The following is a 20,706-nucleotide window of genomic DNA, read 5'->3' on the forward strand; positions in this document are numbered from 1 at the left end:
TTAATTTTAAGACTGTCTCTACAAAAAGTACTAATTGTAAGTTTCTTTTTATTTAATCGCACAAATTTTTTTTTCTCTCTTGCTGGTTACAATTTTTTTGTACAGATGAATTAATCTATATTTTTAGCAATACATTAAATTCTAAAACTTATGAGACTCAGACCTAACTGGCTGCGCCTTAAGAAATTTGATAGCTTCTCCAATCCTATTCGTCTAGCAAAAAGAGATGGGAAGTTTGAAATTGATGGCATGGGAAGTTGGCGTTCTTATTTTGATGATCCTTATCATTTAATGTTGGCAATTCCTTGGGGTGGTTTTTTTGCCATAGTTGCTCTGAGTTACATAACTATCAATGCTCTTTTTGCTGTAATGTATTTGCTAGGTGGGGATTGCTTAGATTCACCAAGACCGATTAATTTTGAAGATGCGTTCTTTTTTAGTGTTCAAACCTTCGGCACAATTGGTTATGGTGTAATTTCTCCGAAAACTACTTATGCTAACATCATTGTTACTTTTGAAGCGATCGCCAGTTTAATAACTATTGCTTTAGTTACAGGTTTGACTTTTGCTCGATTTGCTAAACCGACTGCCCGTGTGGTGTTTAGTAAGCTTGCCGTAATTGCTACTCATAATGGCGTACCAACTTTGATGTTTCGCATGGCAAATCATCGACGTAATTACATTCTCGAAACTCAAACCAAAGTTTATTTGTTACGGGATGAAATGACCACTGAAGGGGAGTTTTATTATCGAATTCGTCAATTAAAACTGTTACGCTCTCGTTCTCCTAGTTTTAGTCTCACTTGGACTGCTATGCATCCTATCGATGAAAATAGTCCTTTATACGGCTTAAGTCCAGAAATTTTAGAAAAAACTCATACTCAGATCATGGTTTCACTAACGGGTATTGATGAGGTTGCTTCTTATACTCTCAACTTACACCATGTTTATGCTGCTCATGAAATTCTGTTTAATCATCGTTTGATGGATATTATTTATAAATCACCCAATGGCGATCGCTATTTTCATTATGCTAATTTTCATCAGGTAGTTCCTATTGAACAAGGAGATATAATTCCAGTTAAAGAAAAGGAACAAAGACAGTTTGGTTTAAATTAGGTATTAAACTTAACTTGATGAACCTCTATCACAAAATAGCGAATACCAAAGGCGAGACCGCTCTGACAACTTATTAAAATAACTATACTAAATAAGGTAATTCAAATTAACTTTACTGAAGGTTTTTCATGATCGATCTTTACACTTTTACGACTCCCAACGGTCGCAAAATCTCTATCATGTTAGAGGAATTGGAATTAGACTATAACGTTCATACAATTGACATTACCAAGGGCGAACAATTCACACCAGAATATATTGCGATTAATCCCAATAGTAAAATACCTGCGATCGTTGATCGCGATGCTGATCTAACTGTCTTTGAATCTGGCGCAATCTTAATTTATTTGGCAGAAAAAACCGAAAAATTTTTACCGACCGAAACAAAACAACGTTTTCAAGTTTTAGAATGGCTGATGTTTCAAATGGGAAGTGTTGGCCCTATGTTTGGTCAATACAATCACTTTAATCATTATGCCCCTGAAAAGATTCCTTATGCTATTGAACGTTATCAAAAAGAAACTTTAAGACTATATGGTGTATTAGATCGACAACTTACTGACAGAACATTTATTTGTGAAGATTATTCGATTGCAGACATGGCTACTTTTCCTTGGGTAGCAGGTTATCAATTTATGGGATTAACTCTAGATCATCATCCTAATTTAAAACGATGGGTAGAGACAATGCAACAACGTTCAGCAGTAAAAAAAGGTATGGCAGTACCAGCTTAAACTCATGTTGAATTAATTGTAATTAACTTGATTAAACCAATCAAAATTTGATTCTTTTTGTTCACAAGAAATTTGTAATTAATTCGCGATCGCTATATATTTTAGTGTACTTGGACTTTTTTGATAAAAAATAATATTAATAATTTAAACCATTATCTTACGATTATTGATTACCTTACCAAAACTTGATAAAAGCTTAGATATTTTTAGGATATAAATGAAGCAAGTTGTTATTTTGATTTTCTCATGTCTAACGACTCAGACCGCTTTATTAAACTAGAAATATACACCAAAGCTTCTCAGACGGAATTATTAATCGGTTTAGATAATTGGTTGCGTTTGGGATTAATTAAAGAGTCTCAAGTGAAAAATTTATGTCGTAATTATTTAACTTGTCCTCTTCCTGAAATAGAAATAGTCAAAGTTCCTTATCAAGTTGAAGAAACAAGCTCTCCTCAACCAGTACAAACAGCAACAATCGATCCTATATCAATAGTAAAAACGTCATCAAAACCTAATCTTGTTGAGCAAATTTGGCAAGCTTTTCTTGATGAATTAAGTATTCGTTGGTTGTTATTTTTAGGAATATTTTTAGTTGTATTATCTTCTGGTGTTTTAGCTGCTACTCAATGGCATAATTTTCCTACAGTAGGTCAATATTTAATTCTATTAACTTATACTTTAAGTTTTTGGTTAGTTGGCTTTTGGTTAGGTAAACAAGCTAATTTAAGTTTAACTTCGCAAAGTTTGAAAAGTATTGCAATTTTACTTGTTCCAATTAATTTTTGGGGAATTAATAGTTTTAGTTTAGGAAATAATTTTGGGGATTGGTTAGTAATTGCGATCGCTTTTCTTAGTTTAACAGGAATTACCTATTGGCAATATAATCAAAAACCTAAATATATCCGTTTTAGTTTTGTGCCAATTTTTTTATTATTAAGCTATTTTCATTTGGGTTGGCATATTTTTAATTTTCCAGTTTTAGCAGCATATTTTGGTATTATTGCCATTGCAAGTTCAACTTACTATTTATCAAAAAAATATCACTATCAGCTTAAAAATTTATTACTATTATTAGCTACTTGGTTCTTATTAATTTTTAGGACTTTACTAATTCAAACTTCCGTTACTAGTTTAGGATTAGCAATTAGTATTTGTGGTTGGTTGTTAGCAGTTATTTATTTGGAGCGAAGTCAAACTTATTCAACTGAACAGGAAACAAGTACAGATTATCAATCAATCAATAATCACAAAATTATTAATCAAAGTTTAGAAACCGTTGGTTTGATTTTATTATTTATAGGCGGAATTGTTGCTGGAATTGTTTGGTTTGCTCAGGTTCAATTGTATCCTTGGCAAGCAATAGCTGTTTGTGGTTTAGCTTTGCATCTTTTTCAAGTAAGATTACAAACTTATTGGCAAAAATTAGATTTATTAGTAATATTTTTTATTGGTTTAAAAACTTTATTTTTAATAAAAGAATTAATTCCAATTCAATTTAGAGCAAATTTTATTAGTTTATCTGAAACAATTACCAAAGTAGACTTTTTACCTGAATCGATTTATAGCATTACCCTGTTTCCCTATCTAATTTTATTTGTTGGTATTGCTAACTGGTTGTATCGTCAAGAAAAACCACAATTAGCTTTATTTGGAGAATGGTTAAGTTTAGGTTTTGGTGTAGTTTTAACTTTATTAAGTTGGTACAATCCGGTATGGCGATCGCTTAATCTTTTATTATCTACTTTTACTCTTGGTTATGTTGCTGCTACTCGCCAACCGCTTAGAATTAGACTAATTTATTTTACTCATTTACTAGCTTTAGTAACAGTTGTTAGTGTAATTAATTGTTTTTCTTCGCCTCCAAGGCGTGAAATTTGGGGCATTATTTTCTTATTATTAATGCTCGCGGAATGGCTAGTTTATCTTCGTCGATTTTCCGTTAAAAATTTTCGTTATCAAAAAATTTGGTATCGCAGTAGTTGGTATTTTGGTTTGTTGCTAGCAGGCATTAGTTATGTTTGCTTTTTGCCACAGGCTCATCCTGTAAATACCTCAATTATTTCTAGTTATAGTTTAACTTGGTTATTAACACCATTGATGTTAACTATAATTGCCAAATCTAGTCGTAGAAAACCACGTCAATTAGCTGCATTGTTGAGTTGTTTTACTTTACTTTTGGCACAATTGCTAACAATGTGGCAACCAGATACAAGATCGATTAGTTTAGCTATAACAACCGGATTATTATTTACTAATACTTTTTATTTACCCTATAAAATTATTTTAATTTATTTAACTCACTCTTTAGGGCTAATTACAGTTTTTAGCTTCATTGATTGGGTTGGTTCACCTCTGGGCCAGCAAATTTGGGGCATTATTTTATTATTCAGTGGAGTTACCGAATGGTTGATTTATTTGTATCAAATTACTTCTAATAATTTAACTTTTAATCTTTTGCCCATAGGAGGTAGAAGACAAGAAGTACTTGAGAGCAAAACTTGGCATCGTAGTAGTTGGTATTTAGGTTTATTACTCACAGGAATTAGTTATGTTTGCTTATTCTATTTTTCCAATCCTTATTGGAGATTGATCTGGTTATTAACTCCATTGATGTTAACTGTAATTGTAAGATTTAGTCGCTGGAAACAACGCACACTTACTGCTGCTTGTAGCTCTCTTAGTTTAATTTTGGTGCAGTTTCTCACTTTTAATAATTCAGAGACAAGATTAATCAGTCTTGTAGTGGCAATAGGATTAATGTTTATTAATAGTTTCTATTTTCGCGAAACTAACATAGCGATAATCCATTTAGGTTTTGGGTTAATTTTAATTAGCAGCTTACTTTGGGAAAAACTTTCTTTTTCTAATTGGTTAGTTACAGGAGCTATTATAATTGTTATTCTTTATTTAATTAGAGAATTTTTACTTTATACTTCTAAAAATTTTTATGCTAACGAACGAAAAGTTTTAAAGACTAAACATAGAAAATTAAAAAACAAATACGCCCAAGCAGCAGATTCCTGGTCAAAAGCTTTAATTGCAGTTGAATTAATTATACTGACTCTATTTTATTTAAACTTTGCTTTTTCAGACTTAACTTATCAACAAATCGGAATTAACTGGCAATATTTACTTTCTTCAATTTTAATTAGTGGTGCAATTTGGTTTCGCTATCATCAACAACCAACACCAAAAATTTTATATGCTTTTGCTTGGACAATCGAATTATCAGTATTTAGTTTAATTATCCTAGTTGGTGGGAATGAAATTGCTCTTGCTGCTGCTAACATTATTCTGGCATTTCTATCTCTTTGGTTGATTAATTGGTTGGCACGATTGATCGCTACAACGAATAACCATTCACCTCTACAAACAATTAGGTATAATACCTTCAATTTAAATTGGCATAACTTACATCATCTATCAATCATTTATCTTGTTTTAGGAATCCTGTGGCGACTACCCTATTTTACTGCTACTACTGGCTTGATTACTTTAGGCGCAGCTTTAACTGGAATTGGTATCGGTAGTTATCCAGGTAGAGAAAATAAAACCATTAGCTATCTTTCCTTAGCAGGTATTACTCTAGCTATCTATGAATTAGCTATTTATCAAATGACACAAAGCGCAGGCGGAAGTATTGCTGATGCGTTAACAATTTTAGCCTTTGTTGCTGGGGTAATTGCCATTTTTTATCGAATTTTAGCTTTTTGGTGTCGAGAACAACAGTTTTTATTTAACTTTAGCCTCAATCAAATTATAATCGCTGCTCATGTACATTGGGCGATCGCAAGTATTCTAAAAATTATTGCTGCTGGTATTGCCATTGAAACTGTTACTCCTCGTCTCACGTTATTAAGCATTGGTATTAGTTTCTGTCTGGGTGCTTACGCCATTATTCAAGGTAGAGAGGAAAGGGCGCAAGGAAGCAGAGAAGCACAGAGGCAGGAAAAAAAATATCTCTCAACAATTAATGACTGGTGGGTATATGTAGGGTTAGTCGAAATAGCTGCAACGATAGTCTATAGTCGTTTAATTATTACCAAACTCAGTATCTTCGATCCTTGGCGTGCAATCATTACTTGTATAATTGCCCTAGCTATCTATCAAATACCTTGGCAAAATTTTGGCTGGCGATCAACTCCTTGGCGACGCACAGCTTTAGTAATTCCTGCTTTAATGGCATTAGTTACAGCAGAAAATATTTCTTACTTGAGTTTACTTGCCACTGCTGCTTTTTATCTGCGAATTGCTTACCATCAAAGAAATGTACGTTGGAGTTATCTCAGTCTAGGATTAATTGACTGGGGAATAATTCGCTATAGTTGGCGAAATAATGGTGAACCAATTTGGTTTGCTTTAGTTATTGGTTTATCTTTTCTCTATATTGCCCAATTCGATCCTCAATTACAAACTCGTAAACAACTGCGTCATTATTTTCGTTCATTTGGTAGCAGTTTAATTTGTATAGTCGCGTTAATTTTGTATCAGAAAACAGGAATAATTCCGAGTGCGATCGCTTTAGTTTTTATTTTAGCTGGTTTAGGCTTACGCATTCGAGCCTTTCTCTACATCGGTACAATTACTTTTATCCTGACAATTATTTATCAACTGATTATTCTGATTTTTACTTACTCTTTCCTCAAATGGATTGTTGGGTTGATCACAGGAATTGTCGCTATTGCGATCGCTGCTAACTTTGAAAGGAAAAGCACCCAAATTACCAACAAATTACAAGATTATCTTGCTCAACTGCAACAATGGCAATAAATCAGTGAACAGTTATCAGTTATCAATCAACCAGTAACAGTTACAGTTAAAGTATAAAGCAAAATCTCGCCTATACTCAATGCAAGTACAGACGAGATTGTTTTAATAGTTTTACTTTTAGTATTAGTAAAGTTCTTCTTCTTGATGAGTAAGAATAGTACAATCGGAAGTAGGATAAGCTACACAAGTCAGAACATAGCCAGCTTCGATTTGATCGTCATCAAGGAAAGATTGATCGGATTGATCGACAGAACCAGATTCAATTTTACCCGCACAGGTGGAGCAAGCACCAGCACGGCAAGAGTAGGGTAAATCTAAACCTTGTTCTTCAGCAACATCAAGAATATACTCATCATCAGGTACTTCGATAGTGTGTTCACCATCGGGGGTTTTTAAAGTTACGTTATAAGTTGCCATGTGTTACTCCTCTTCTCTAAAGAAACGGCAGTTTCTACTTATTTAGAAGCCTAATTGCTCCCTACTCAGAAACAAATTAATACTTTTTCAATAAGTTACATTTTTGATACTACGCGAAAAATATTCCAAGTATCGGGGGCATTAGTAATGAAATTTTTAATTTAATATAAAATAAGTTTTACTTATAATAAAAAGTTGGGAGCAAGCATGGTCAAATATGCTAGGATAGCGGTCTTGCAACAAAGAAAAGATAATTATTTACCAATATTAGTAATAGCTTAATTTCTTCTTCACCTGATTAAAAAATAACTATTAATTATAGTTATATCCTTGATTGATGATCTGTGCTTAGATAACAAAATGTATTTGTTTTAGAACTATTAATTTTTTAATGCCCTTTCAAGTCGCTCCTCCAGTTAAAGTTGGAATTGTAGGTACGGGATACGCTGCCAAAAAACGTGCTGAAGCACTTGCAGTAGATTCAAGAGCAAAATTAATCAGCGTCACAGGTAATACTCCCGAGAAATTACAAGATTTTAGTCAAAATTTTTCGGTTACTTCGATTAACTCTTGGGAACAACTAATTAATCAACCAGAATTAGATTTAATTTTTATCTGTACCATTAATCGAGATCATGGTGCGATCGCTCAAGCTGCCTTAGAAGCTGATAAACACGTGGTTGTTGAATATCCTCTTGCTTTAAACCCTCAACAAGCAGCAGCAATTATCGCCTTGGCTAAAGCTAAATCTAAACTTCTCCACGTTGAACATATAGAATTAATTGGTGGTGTCCATCAAGCTATTTGCCAGAATTTATCAGAAGTTGGCAATGTTGTTTATGCCCGTTACGCTACCATTAGCCCACAAAAACATTTTTCTCGACGTTGGAGTTATCATCGAGAAATGTTTGGTTTTCCTTTATCTGCTGCTTTATCTCGGGTTCATCGTTTAACAGATTTATTTGGTACTGTCGCCACAGTTGCTTGTCAAACTCGTTATTGGAATGCTTCTGAGGATAACTATTTTACCGCTTGTCTATGTAATGCCCAATTACGCTTCACCAATGGTGTAATAGCAGAAATTACCTATGCCAAAGGCAATGTTTTTTGGCATGGTTATCGAAATTTTGAAATTCATGGAGATCAAGGAACTCTTATCTTTGAAGGAGAAACAGGAAAATTAATTAGGGGAAACGAAATAATTCCTCTTGAAGTTACTAGTCGTCGCGGTTTATTTGCCAAAGATACTAAGATGGTTTTAGATTGTTTGCTTGAAGGACGACCTCTCTATCTACAACCAGAAGCTAGTTTAGAAGCCTTAAAAGTAGCTGATGTAGCCCGTCAATCAGCCGAAACCAATCAAATTCAAATAATGACAAATCAATTAAATTTTTGATAAGATAATTATGTTGATTTTTTTGTCAACTCATGAAATAATGTAGTCTGTAATGACTGATTAAGGAATGACTAAAATCAGGATAAGTAATAATACACTTGTATTGAAACAAAAGTCTGAACTAAACTTAACTAGCAACAACTCAAGTTTGATTGTACTTACCGAATGCCAGTCTCGGTAAGGTAGGAAGCTCGTTAAATCCAGTTTATTTTCTCAGTTTCTTTGTTTTTTTTCTTCCATGCATGATGACGAGGTTTTCAAGTCCCCTTACAGTTGAGGCAAAATATCAGGATAATCGTCTTCGAGGGTAGTTTATAAAATCTAAGCAAACTCATAAGCCTTTTAAAGTCAGTTTGATGAAAATGTTATTCAATGAAAGAATAATCAACCTAGGCTTGAAGAGACTACAACAGTTCAACTCACGTCATTATTAGGCATTTTATTGATCGAGGGATCTATGGCAACAAATTTAAATATTCCTAACAATCCTGATAAAGAAAAAGCTCTCAATTTAGTCTTAAAACAAATCGAGCGCAATTTTGGTAAAGGTGCAATTATGCGCCTAGGGGATGCTACTCAAATGAAAGTAGAGACAATCCCTAGTGGTGCATTAACCTTAGATGTCGCTTTAGGTGGCGGTTTACCAAAAGGAAGAATTATCGAAATTTATGGACCAGAAAGTTCTGGTAAAACAACTCTTGCTCTCCACGCGATCGCAGAAGTTCAAAAAGCAGGTGGTGTAGCAGCTTTTGTTGATGCTGAACACGCTCTCGATCCGACTTATTCAGCAGCTTTAGGAGTAGATATTGAAAATCTTCTGGTAGCACAACCAGATCATGGAGAATCTGCTTTAGAAATTGTCGATCAATTAGTGAGATCTGCTGCTGTAGATTTAGTTGTAGTTGACTCTGTAGCTGCCTTAGTTCCTCGTGCAGAAATTGAAGGAGAAATGGGAGACAATCAAGTAGGGCTGCAAGCTCGCTTGATGAGTAAAGCCTTAAGAAAAATTGCTGGTAACATTGGTAAATCAGCCTCAACAGTAATTTTTCTCAACCAACTCCGACAAAAAATTGGCATAACTTATGGTAGTCCTGAAGTAACCACTGGTGGTACAGCACTCAAGTTTTATGCCTCTGTTAGATTGGATATTAGAAGAGTACAAACTCTCAAAAAGGGTAGTGAAGGGGAATATGGTATTCGTGCCAAAGTTAAAGTAGCCAAAAACAAAGTTGCGCCTCCTTTTCGAGTAGCAGAATTTGATATTATTTTTGGTCACGGTATTTCTAATCTCGGTTGTATGTTAGATTTGGCGGAAGATACCGATGTAGTAGTTCGTAAAGGAGCTTGGTATAGCTATAACGGCGAAAATATTGGTCAAGGTCGAGATAACACGATTAAATACCTAGAAGAAAATCAAACTTTAGCTGCTGAAATCGAACAACAAGTCCGAGATAAATTGGCAATGGGAGCAGTATTAAGTTCTAATTCTTTGAGTGAGTACGATCCTGATGAAGATTCAGAATCTGAAGAGCTAATGGAATAAACAAGTAGGATGGGGTAAATAACTTTGATTTCCCCATCTAAGTTTTTACTGTTTATTTTCTTGTTTTTCTTCCCAACGAAAGAGCCACACAACTAGAGCTACTAAGCCAACTTGTAAACCTAAATTAGTCAATGTAGAGCTAACTTCTCTTCCTGCTGCTAGTTGTGCAAGAAAAACAAATGCACCAATTAACCCAGAAGCACCGAAAGCAACATAAAAAAACTTTCTTAAACCTCGATAGGGAGCTTTAGCTTCCGCTCTGAGCCTAGCATATTTTTCAGGAGATAATTTGCTTTTTGGGCGTGAAGTTGGTTTTTTGGTAGATGAATCTGACATTATTTATTATTTTGTTTTTTTGATGGTAAAGCACAGGAATGATTCCTTAGTTGTGCAATTACTATCTTGATTATCTCTTGAATTTAGCTGATTTAGCTGATTTAAACGACTAATAGCAACTGGTTGTTTTAAAATATTACTAAGCTATTATTTAGCATTGCCGATGTAGCTCAGGGGTAGAGTAGCTGATTCGTAATCAGTTTGCCGTGGGTTCAATTCCCATCATCGGCTTAAGCCTTTCTTGGCTTAAGGCAATCTCTTAGGTATGATTGCATTACACTTATTCAAACCCAAATAAACCTACTTAAACCTTAAATCTAGATCGAAGTTAGATCGTGCAATGGACAAAATAGAACAGCTAAGTAGCTCCACCTAAAAAAACACTGGATGCTATTGTCGAAAGCGGTAATGATTATCTAGTGGTGCTCAAGAAAAATCAAAAAACATTACATCAACAACTATCTGTCTCATTCTTGTTTGTCAGCAGTCGATCAACCTAATAAGCATTGGGTGACTAGATTTTAGTACCTTAGTTTCAATCGAGGTAGCAAGCATCCTTCTCGCTTCAGAGAACTTTAGAACTAATTACTGATATAATGTTTTTTTTTATAGCCTTTCAAGCTAATGATGGAAGTTCGATTCCCCCTACCCGCTTTAGCTTATAATTCACGACAATTTTATCATTTAGAGTTTTACTCACCTCACTAACCCCCAAAAACAAATTGGGATTTACAACAGAGGTAAGAAAAAAAGACTTGACGAACGAGAAAATTTAAGCAATGATTCCAAGAAAATTGTCTCTCGTTGACAATAGGAAGAACGTCAATCGTATCCAACATTGTTTCAGAAAATCGATTTTATTTGAATGTGTTCAGTAGATATTTTGATTCTTGCCAATGGTCCTGGAGAAATTACTACTTGGGTGCGTCCAGTAGTTCAAGCTTTACGTCAAGAATTAAATTTAAATCCTGAAAGAGATCGCGCCAAAGCTCGAATTTCCGTAGTTTTATCTCCTTGTCCTCATAGTACGGGTCAAGAAGCAGCGATCATGAAAAGCTATCCAGAAGTAGACCGCGTACAAACGGCGGAACATTTTTTTTCTTTTTTACTAAGCGGTAAAACGGCAGATAATTGGGATTGGTATGACCGAGGGATAGTCATTTTTCTAGGCGGAGATCAATTCTACGCTTTAATTCTTGGTCGACGTTTAGGATATCAAACCCTGGTTTATGCTGAATGGGAAGCAAGATGGTATCGTTGGCTAGATCATTTTGCAGTGATGAAACCAGAAGTGATGGCTAAAGTTCCAGCAAAATATCACTATAAATTCACAGTTGTGGGCGATTTAATTGCTGATATTAATCAGAGCAGTCAGACAAAAAACCTTCCGCTAAAACCCGTAATTGGATTATTACCAGGCTCTAAACCAGCTAAACTTGCTCAAGGAATACCTCTGTGTTTAGCGATCGCAGAGAAAATTCAGGCACAACGACCAGATGTTACTTTTATTATTCCTGTTGCTCCTACTTTAAGTTTGACAACTTTAGCTCAATATAGCGATCATCAATTGAATCCTATTATTAATCAACTAGGTGGTGTCGGCGGTTATCTTAGCTCAGAGCAAATAGTGACGACTGGAGGAACCACAATCAAATTAATTACTCAGTTTCCTGCTTATGATGAGCTAATTCAATGTCAATTATGTTTGACTACAGTAGGAGCAAATACAGCCGAACTAGGTTCTTTAGCGATTCCAATGATTGTTTTGATTCCTACTCAACAATTAGATGCGATGAGAGCTTGGGATGGTTTACCTGGAATTTTGGCTAATTTACCAGGGATTGGTAGCAGCTTTGCTAAGTTAATTAATTGGTTAGTAATTAAGCAAAAACGTTTGTTTGCTTGGCCAAATATTTGGGCAAAAGCAGAAATTGTGCCTGAATTAATTGGTCGTTTGCAACCGAATCAAATTGCGGAAATGGTATTAGATTATCTTGATCACCCTGAAAAACTGCAACAAATACGCGATCAATTAATTGCCGTGAGGGGAGACAAAGGTGCATCTCAAAAAATAGCTCGAATAACTATACAAAAACTACATATAAATAGCGAAAATCTTTAAATTTTTCTTGTAAAAAACGCTGATAGATGATCAATTGATATGTTAGTCTGGAAAAAAATAATTAGTCAGAAAAGTTTTGCCTAAAATTTAGATTTATTTGGCGTAGCAAAACTATTAATAATTATCTTAAATTAAATTTTGATCATCTTTTATTTTTGTCTTGGTGCTATTTATTTTATTGTTAATTAAATAGAAACTTAATTACCTATTTAAACAAAAGATTAGTTATTTAAATAATATAATAGTGATTAAACAAACTATGAAATTATTTTATTTGTCAAGTAAATTTGGCACGGGAATATTTATTTTATTATTTTTGTTAATTAAACAATGTAATCAAGCTCAAGCGGTAACATTTAAATTCAATAATGATTTTTATAATATAGAAAGCAAATATTTAGGATTTTTGAATGATGACCAAGATTTTTTGCCATCTTTATATTTATTGAATAATCAACCTAAGCAAGAAATTTTTAATTTACGAGAACAAGTTGCTAAAATTAATTATACTGCTTTAGAAACAACTCAGCCAAAACTGATTAACCATTTAATTGCTAGTCTTAAAAAAATACAAATTCAGCCAATTAATAATAATGATTTATCCCCAAATAATATACCAATTTTAGCCCAATCAGAATTTAATGATATTTATAAAGATGTTTATGATTTTGATATTGACTTAGTAGAAAATAACGAAAAAACAGGAATAATAAAAAATTCAATTAATACTATCATAAAACAAAAAATCCCCCATTATGTAGCTAGCTTTAGTAATTATCAACCCAGTGTAAACTTATTACAAGGTTCAGTAGATAATAGTTGGACAAGAATTTCTTCCAGAGTACCGCAATTACTCACTTTTAATTCAAACAATAATCATACTAGACTTGAATTTGACTCGAGAACACCAGTAAACGCAAAACTTGAATTCAATAGGCAAGGTAATATTTATCAATGGTCAGAGCAAGCTTTAGAGGGGCGGTGGGCAGAATTTGATTCTCCTCTAGATAAACTCCGTAACGAAGTAATCTTTGATTTTAGAAATTTTCAAGCAAATCACTTGAATCAACATTTATCAATTAATTCCAATATAATTACAACTTCTCAAACAACATTATTTGCGACAATAACACCTCAACAATATCAATCGGCATATTCAATCAATCTTCAAAATAATTATCCTAAATCAGACTCTTTAAAAAAACTAGATCAATTATTAGAACAAGAAAAAAAAGAGTTTCAACAACAACAAAATAGAATTTTAAGAAAACTTGAACAAGAACAAAAAAATCGACTTGAAAAAGCTAAAAGAAAACAAGAAATGAGGATAAAACAAAAACAAAATGAATTAAGAATAGCTAAAAAAATCCAAGAAAATAGACATAAAAACTTACAAAAAGAAATAATCAATCAAAAATAATAATACATTTAAGTAATATTGAAAAATAATTTATATGATTGAGAAATGCTTGGGGACAATAGCGCGTGGGATGTACAGAACCAAGTAAGAAGGAAATAAAGTGTAATCAATCGTATCTAGGTACTGATCCTAAATCCTGTTTAGATACAATGCTTAAAAGCAAGTCAAGGCAGCGATGCGACCGCCTTTGAGAAGGCAGAAGGACGGAGGCAGAAGTATTTGAGCCTAATTAAAATCTTTGCTCAAAAGTATGTTTTGGTAATCGGATTTCGTATGAGATAGCTAAAGATTTAAGGATGAACACTTCCGTCAGGCATAATTGCCCCTTTAAAATTAATGCCACTCAAAATACTATTCTTTAAGTTAGCACTTTTTAAATCAGCCCCTCTTAAATAAATATCTATCAAACTAGCATTAGATAAATTAGATTGTTGTAGATTAGTTTGATATAGTAAAGCAAATCTCAAGTTAGCATACTGTAGTTTTACGCAACTAAGATTTGCCTTATTAAGATTAGCTGAACTTAAATCTACTCGACTAGGTTGACTTACTCCTGCTAAATTTAATTCAGAAATAGTTGCCAAACTAGTATTAATTTCTTTGAGTACAGCACCAGTTAGATTAGCACCACGTAAATTAGCACTGCGTAAGTTAGAACCTTTTAAAGCTGCGTGTTGTAAATCAGCTTTTTGTAAATTACTTTCACTGAGATCGGCTTTATTTAAATTAGCTCCGCTTAAATCAACATTACTGAGATTTGCTCCACTTAAGTCTGCCCGAGTCAAATTAGCTCCGCTTAAATCAATACCACTGAGATTTGCTCCACTTAAGTCTGCCCGAGTCAAATTAGCTCCGCTTAAATCAACACCACTTAAATTAGCTCCACTCAGATTAGCGTCAGTAAAATCAGTATTTTTGAGACATGATTTATGGAGATTAGCTTTACTCAAATCTACCCTAGGTAAGCTTGCTCCTTCTAAATTAGACCAGCTTAAATCTGCCTCAGCTAAATCCGCTGCCTTGAGATTAGCATCAACTAATTGAGCTTGAAATAATCTAGCATGAATCAAATCGGCTCTAATTAAATTAGCTCTGGTAAGATTTGTGCCACTTAAATTAGCCCAATCTAATTCAGCACGACTAAGATTTATATCAGATAAATCAACTTGAACTAAATCAAGTCCGCTTAAATCAGCGCGACTAAAATCTCTTTTTCCTGTTTGATAAAGATGTAACAGTTCTTCACCATTCATTAATTTATAATTTCGATTGTTTAATTGATTAACTGAATTCAATATTTGAGAATAGCTAATCAATAGAGTTCCCGATCGCACTGGAAAACTAACAGCGATCGAGAATGATTTACGTAGTTTGCCAACTTAAATAGGGTAATTTAGAGGCAGTTGCTTGAATTTGGTTTTTTTGATTGACTAATTGACCGCAACTATCCCAAGTTCCTGTTAGAAACATTTGTCTAACACCTTCATTGATCCTAACCTTGCTAGTTAAGTCATCACAAATAACAGACATAGTATCAAGATTGACTTCAATCTGAGCTTGAGGATGATTTTGAAGTTGTTGTTGTAGTTGAGCTACAGTTGCTGGTTCGGCAATGACACAAGGTACACCAATCGCCACACAGTTACCAAAGAAAATTTCTGCAAAACTTTCTCCCACAATCGCTTGAATTCCCCAGCGAGCTAAAGCTTGAGGTGCGTGTTCGCGAGATGAACCACAACCAAAATTGGCATTGACTACTAAAATGTTTGCTTCTTGATACTGAGGTAGATCGAATGGGTGTTTTCCTTGAGCTTGAATCCGATCATCAGCAAAAGCTTGTTCACCTAAACCATCAAATGTAACACAACGAAGAAAGCGAGCCGGGATAATTCGGTCAGTATCGATATCATTCCCAATTACAGGTATTCCTGTACCCAAAATTTGTGTGATTTTACTCATAGAATTTTTCCTTGAAATAGCAAAATGATATTATCCAAAATTAACTGTGCTTTGTCATCTCTAGTTTTTCTCGATTAGCTACTAATTTATAAACAGCTAACCAAATAATCGAGTAAATTATCTTGGATTTGCGCTACTCCTTCAGATTTAGCTAGCCCCTCAAGGGGCTATTTTTATTTTATTGTCATATTTCCAATTATTAGTTTTTATCGGTGCATTAGCATTATTTATTCACTAACACCATCATTTTTATTTATCAATTTAAAAAAAAAGAATATTTGATTCTATTGGTTGTAAAACATACATTGAAATTGGGCTTTACCAAAGCATCTTGCTGAGAAACAAATTATACGAATTTGATTTAATTGTGAGATAAATTGAAGAAAAAAAGGTAATAGGTAATAAATTAAAATTGACTGGTGGAATGCCAGTCACCCGCAGGCACCGCCTTTCAAAGGCGTTGTACCGCGTGACTTCTGACTTCATACCCCTTACCTCTAAGTATTTATTAATTTTCTCATTATTTTTTCCAATTGGGATTAAATCTCCAGCAACTGACCTTTCTAGAGAAGAAAACAAGTGGAGTCGAAAAAATATGAATTGGTTAATGAATACATTAATTATTGGGTTCTCTGCTGCTGTGGCAACCACTTTTGACGACAACATATATTTGACAGCTTTTTTTGGAAAGATCAATCGCACTTTTCGCCCCAAGCATATTATTCTTGGTGAATATGTTGGTTTCAGTGTGCTAGTGTTTGCCAGTCTTCCTGGTTACTTTGGCAGTCTAATCATTCCCGAGATCTGGATTGGGTTGCTAGGTTTTCTTCCTATATTGATTGGGATTACTCATTTAATAAGTCGAGAAGATGAACAATATACAGTGCAAACTGTATCGGTTAAATTACCCTCTCGTACCAAATTTAAGTATCAGAATCAATCGCTCTGGAAAACGATCAAAGATCCTCAAACCTACCGTGTTTCGGCAGCGACCATTGCTAATGGAGGCAACAATATTGGAATCTATGTACCGTTGTTTGCCAGTAGTAGTTTTCACAGTTTATCGATAATATTATTTGTTTGCTATTTGACTGTTGGGTTGTGGTGCTTTCTTTCTTTTCACCTGACTCGTAATCCTCTAATGACTCCTGTTCTCACTCGCTATGGTCGGAAAATTTTCCCATTTATATTAATTTGGTTGGGACTTACCATCCTGATTGAAAATAAAACATATCAACTTTTACCTAATATTGCAGTGTTCTCTAATTAAACAAAAGCGATCGCTTTTGCTGAATTAACTATCAGGTTGTAAATTACTAAAGAGTGCTTGCCAATCTACTTTGCCTGTTTGAGTTTCTTCTCTCACTTCAAAAGTTTTATTAACTGCTAATGGAGAATTGATTGCTGCGATCGCCATTGTTGCAATTGCATCTCGACTAACTTGACCTTTAAGATTATCTCCTTGTTCAACCCACAAAAGTTTATCTCCTGGTTGTTCGGTTAAAGCGCAGGGACGAATAATAGTATAAGTAAGTCCACTGTTTCTGACTGCTTCTTCTCCCTGTAATTTCCAGGTTAAAATTCCCCCTAATTGATCATTCATTCTCACTGCGGGTGGTTCTTCTGCTAAATTAATTCCAGGACGATTAGGACGAGTTACTCCAGCCGAACTAATCATCACAAACTGAGGTTTAGCTTTACTACCGTAAGCTTTAATATATTCTATGTCTAAGCTAAAATTGCCTGGTTCAAATTTTGGATTGAGCTTACCGTCGTATTCAAATTTACTCAACATCAATTGCATTGAATAAACTTTACTAGAATCAAACTCACCTGCGTCTGGTACAGTTTTAGCGCGAAAGACAGGAATTAAATCTCGAAAAGGAACGCGGATCGTGGTAGGAAAATTGTAAATAGTATCAAAAGAATAACAGTAACCAATCCCGTCCCATTTACCTTCACAACGAGTAATAAATTTATAGCGTTTACCATCTCCTGTAACTCTTAATTCAATTCCTTCATAATCAGATAAATCGAAAGGAGGATTAAAATTACGGGTACGTACTGAAGCAAAACCACCATTATTATCTGTAGAAACCACGCCCGAAAAAATAGCTCGGTTGCTGTTTAGACGGAGATTACTTTGACTAACACCACCCATAACTACATCATCAACCGCACCCCAAATTTCTTTAATTTGAGTAGTTGAATTAGTAAAATCAAACAACATTTTCTCAGTTGTAGGCTGAATATACTGACGAACAACTTGAACTAGATTTTTAATGCCTTGATATTCGACCATTTCAGGAGTATCAACGACTTCGGGAAGATAAAATTTAATCCCTTGATAATATTTTTCGCGATTAGCAGTATCTCCTTCTACAGGTTGAACTTTTGTTCCTGTACAACAAATAACGGCTGTTACTGATTCCATTAACTGTGGTGTAAGAGTTTCTGGAATAATAAAATCTGCTTCAAATAGTTCTACTTGCTCGCCAAATAATTTTTGAGCTTGATTAATATCTCTAACTAATGCTCTTACTGAATAATCATTAGCTAACAGTTGACGTACAACTCGTTTTCCTACTCCACCTGTTGCACCTACTACTAAAATTTTTCCCATTTTAATTTGTCCTAGCTGATTTACTTTGGTAGCTTGCAGAGGAGATAATATTTTTTGAATCTTACTGATTAAAGGAATTACTTCAAAATAAGTTAAGGTTTTCCAAAGTCTACCTATTTCCCATTTAGAACGATTTTTATCTTTCATTAGCTTTGATTTTTATCAATTTGTCTTAATTCAACTCAGGCTTGCTACCGATTTCCTTGATTGTCATTGTAGAAAAGAATCGAGTAGGCAGCATTGTAGGGAAATTTAGAGAGTTGAATGACCACTCAATCAAACCAACAAACTTTTTTGATTTTTTTTTTAAATTCTGAAGCTTTTAATTGGCAAAAAGCATTAATAAAACTTAAGAGAGAATCACAGATTCACACCACAATCCAGTCATTGAGTAACTAAACTATTCTGCCAATCCGCGACTCCCTCTTAATCCCAGTTTAATCTATATTATCCAGCTATTAGTTCTATTTACGATAAGGAACTTTGTCCAAACTAATATTCATCGCGGAAACTTTTGGTGGAACATTAGCTCTTTGAGGCAAACTTCTTGCCATATCTAGATAGAGAGAAGGGTCGCCAGCTCTGGGTTTTCTGTCTTGAGGAACATAACGACGTACTTCGGTTTGCCAAATAATTTGGGGGAAACCTAAAATTGCACGATAGTAACCATCGTAGCGAGGCGATTTTATATTAAATGGTAATTCACCTTGCTCACGACCTGGTAAGTTCCGACGACGCTGGTAAGGGACAGTATCGTAACCAAAATTTTCAATATACTCATCGCTATTCAAAAGTTGGTCAACGAAACCTTCGATTCCTTTAGTAGCAATTACAATCGACCAAGCAATTTTTTCTTTTTCGCTATAGACATCGCGTCCTAATACTCTTTGAACACATTGTTCTACAAAACGATAGTTACTATTTTTGTTATAGAAACTATTTTTGAAAGTATTAGAAAGCAACAATCCGCGAATAAAATCTCTGACAGTAATTTGACCATTACGTAGTTGAGATTCTAAGAATTTTTCGCGGTCTGATTTGAAGGCATGGAAAAAAATCTGACGATAGGCTGCTTCAATCAGATTATCCATATCAGTGGGAGAGAGCAAGTTTTCTACCGAATAAACTCTCGGTTGTTCATCTCCTGGTACTTCGTATCCAGCGACACGAACGTTTTGCGACTTGGGAGCATAACCAAGTAGAGGAATAGACAAGTCAAAACCTCCGTATACCTTATAAAGTATTAAAAATCTTAATCCCAATCATACGGTAGCGAGAGACTTAAAATTAAGTAAGGTTACAAAATATTACAGATTAGGATTGCGCAGTCTTGATTAATTGTTAGTCTCTAGTACGCTACGCGGAAGTCAAAATTCAAAATTCGTTTCTTCAAAAGTTTCTAATTACAAGGCTTTTGAGGTTTTCCTTGGGTAGTTGCTCGGTTTTTAAGATTTTTATCAGAAAATAAATTTTACCAACCAGTGATGGCATAAATGTTGCTGTTGGTTTCGGTTGCTGAAGTTTCTGGAGTTACCTCTTCGACAACACGAGATTCGGCACAAAAGGTAGCTGTATTGAAGCCACCAAACCTTTGTACTGTACTGGTACGTAAGCGTAAATTGGGATTGACAAACCAAAAACGTTCGATAGTACTCATCGTGTCATATTCGGTAATTAATACCAATCCGTCTTCTTGATCCATTTCGTATAATCCAGCTACAGGAACAATTTCGGCATAGCCTCTTTCTCGCAAAAGTTTTCCTTTACGAGGATTTTGAGGCTCGGGGATTAGGGCAAATACAGTTGTTCCTTCATGGTTTTCATCTTCTTTATCCCATGCCATTGAGCCATCCCAACTAACAAAAGCTCCACCAATGGCTAAGCTAGGATCTACCTCATGCATCTGACAAATTTCGATAATCTTGGGATGATCTGCTGCTAAATATTCAACGTTGATCTGTGAACCTCCCGTTTCTGCTCGTCTAAAGGGTAAATGATGAGTAGTCCTTTGCGATCGCCATTGACCGGCACTACGTTGAAAAAATTCCATTGCGTCTTTAATTTGATTCATTTTTTAATTTTTCCTAAGTTTTTATTTCGATATCAACATGGTAAAGAGATCTTCTCTTCCCTTTTCATCAATATATCGATATTTGATTCATAGGTTTAGTTCATTTTAATTTGAGTATTTAGACTTATTTATTTATGGCAAGTTTTTTGCTAGACAATTTTTTTTATTTTGTCAGCATCAAATTACACTAAAG

The 20,706-nt window shown here is 34.3% G+C and carries 15 protein-coding genes and 1 tRNA gene; 9 read left to right on the forward strand and 7 right to left on the reverse strand.

The genetic code is table 11. The features are described 5' to 3' along the window. The first annotated feature begins 150 nt into the window (after positions 1 to 150). The 3 genes from STA7437_RS13975 (at position 151) to STA7437_RS24935 (ending at position 6,626) form a co-directional block, all read left to right on the forward strand. The gene (locus tag STA7437_RS13975) at positions 151 to 1,119 is read left to right on the forward strand and encodes an ion channel (protein ID WP_015194037.1); all 969 of its coding nucleotides are present in this window, start codon (positions 151 to 153) and stop codon (positions 1,117 to 1,119) included. 128 nt (positions 1,120 to 1,247) lie between these two features. Beyond that, positions 1,248 to 1,853: a glutathione S-transferase N-terminal domain-containing protein gene (locus STA7437_RS13980; RefSeq protein ID WP_015194038.1), complete on the forward strand. Its 606-nt coding sequence runs from the start codon at positions 1,248 to 1,250 to the stop codon at positions 1,851 to 1,853. Between the two features lie 246 nt (positions 1,854 to 2,099). Continuing rightward, complete coding sequence (locus STA7437_RS24935) at positions 2,100 to 6,626, forward strand: hypothetical protein (RefSeq protein ID WP_015194039.1); 4,527 nt, start codon at positions 2,100 to 2,102, stop codon at positions 6,624 to 6,626. A gap of 123 nt (positions 6,627 to 6,749) precedes the next feature. On the opposite strand, the gene STA7437_RS13990 is transcribed toward STA7437_RS24935, so the two are convergent. After that, the gene (locus STA7437_RS13990) at positions 6,750 to 7,043 is read right to left on the reverse strand and encodes a ferredoxin (RefSeq protein ID WP_015194040.1); all 294 of its coding nucleotides are present in this window, start codon (positions 7,041 to 7,043) and stop codon (positions 6,750 to 6,752) included. A 391-nt stretch (positions 7,044 to 7,434) separates the two neighbouring features. Here STA7437_RS13990 and STA7437_RS13995 point away from each other — a divergent pair, with 391 nt between their 5' ends. Both STA7437_RS13995 and recA read left to right on the forward strand, forming a co-directional pair. Then, positions 7,435 to 8,439: a Gfo/Idh/MocA family protein gene (locus STA7437_RS13995; RefSeq protein WP_015194041.1), complete on the forward strand. Its 1,005-nt coding sequence runs from the start codon at positions 7,435 to 7,437 to the stop codon at positions 8,437 to 8,439. A 457-nt stretch (positions 8,440 to 8,896) separates the two neighbouring features. Next, positions 8,897 to 9,982, forward strand: a complete 1,086-nt coding sequence (gene recA, locus STA7437_RS14000; protein WP_015194042.1) for a recombinase RecA — start codon at positions 8,897 to 8,899, stop codon at positions 9,980 to 9,982. Positions 9,983 to 10,027: 45 nt separating this feature from the next. Here recA and STA7437_RS14005 read toward each other — a convergent pair whose 3' ends face one another. After that, positions 10,028 to 10,318, reverse strand: a complete 291-nt coding sequence (locus STA7437_RS14005; protein WP_015194043.1) for a DUF3493 domain-containing protein — start codon at positions 10,316 to 10,318, stop codon at positions 10,028 to 10,030. A gap of 159 nt (positions 10,319 to 10,477) precedes the next feature. Between STA7437_RS14005 and STA7437_RS14010 the strand changes: the two genes are divergently transcribed. The 3 genes from STA7437_RS14010 to STA7437_RS14020 all read left to right on the forward strand — a co-directional run bounded on the left by STA7437_RS14010 (position 10,478) and on the right by STA7437_RS14020 (position 13,860). Beyond that, a tRNA-Thr gene (locus STA7437_RS14010) sits at positions 10,478 to 10,549 on the forward strand. 634 nt (positions 10,550 to 11,183) lie between these two features. Further along, positions 11,184 to 12,440, forward strand: a complete 1,257-nt coding sequence (locus tag STA7437_RS14015; RefSeq protein ID WP_015194044.1) for a glycosyltransferase family protein — start codon at positions 11,184 to 11,186, stop codon at positions 12,438 to 12,440. Between the two features lie 244 nt (positions 12,441 to 12,684). Continuing rightward, complete coding sequence (locus tag STA7437_RS14020; protein ID WP_150109072.1) at positions 12,685 to 13,860, forward strand: hypothetical protein; 1,176 nt, start codon at positions 12,685 to 12,687, stop codon at positions 13,858 to 13,860. A gap of 290 nt (positions 13,861 to 14,150) precedes the next feature. Here the strand turns inward: STA7437_RS14020 and STA7437_RS14025 are convergent, their stop codons facing one another. Both STA7437_RS14025 and leuD read right to left on the reverse strand, forming a co-directional pair. Beyond that, positions 14,151 to 15,113 carry a pentapeptide repeat-containing protein gene (locus STA7437_RS14025; protein ID WP_015194046.1) on the reverse strand — a complete coding sequence of 321 codons (963 nt, stop codon included), beginning with the start codon at positions 15,111 to 15,113 and terminating at the stop codon, positions 14,151 to 14,153. Between the two features lie 109 nt (positions 15,114 to 15,222). Beyond that, positions 15,223 to 15,819, reverse strand: a complete 597-nt coding sequence (gene leuD, locus STA7437_RS14030; protein WP_015194047.1) for a 3-isopropylmalate dehydratase small subunit — start codon at positions 15,817 to 15,819, stop codon at positions 15,223 to 15,225. 595 nt (positions 15,820 to 16,414) lie between these two features. On the opposite strand from leuD, the gene STA7437_RS14035 reads away from it, so the two are divergent. Further along, entirely contained in the window at positions 16,415 to 17,089 is a 675-nt protein-coding gene (locus tag STA7437_RS14035) for a cadmium resistance transporter (protein ID WP_015194048.1), read from the forward strand. Positions 17,090 to 17,113: 24 nt separating this feature from the next. Here the strand turns inward: STA7437_RS14035 and STA7437_RS14040 are convergent, their stop codons facing one another. The 3 genes from STA7437_RS14040 to STA7437_RS14050 form a co-directional block, all read right to left on the reverse strand. Then, complete coding sequence (locus STA7437_RS14040; protein ID WP_015194049.1) at positions 17,114 to 18,589, reverse strand: CIA30 family protein; 1,476 nt, start codon at positions 18,587 to 18,589, stop codon at positions 17,114 to 17,116. A 317-nt stretch (positions 18,590 to 18,906) separates the two neighbouring features. Then, positions 18,907 to 19,656, reverse strand: a complete 750-nt coding sequence (locus tag STA7437_RS14045) for a phycobilisome rod-core linker polypeptide (RefSeq protein WP_015194050.1) — start codon at positions 19,654 to 19,656, stop codon at positions 18,907 to 18,909. Positions 19,657 to 19,913: 257 nt separating this feature from the next. Further along, positions 19,914 to 20,513 (reverse strand): phycobiliprotein lyase, encoded by a 600-nt coding sequence (locus STA7437_RS14050; RefSeq protein WP_015194051.1) that lies wholly within the window; start codon positions 20,511 to 20,513, stop codon positions 19,914 to 19,916. Positions 20,514 to 20,706: the final 193 nt, after the last annotated feature.

This window comes from Stanieria cyanosphaera PCC 7437, assembly GCF_000317575.1.
GTDB lineage: Bacteria > Cyanobacteriota > Cyanobacteriia > Cyanobacteriales > Xenococcaceae > Stanieria > Stanieria cyanosphaera.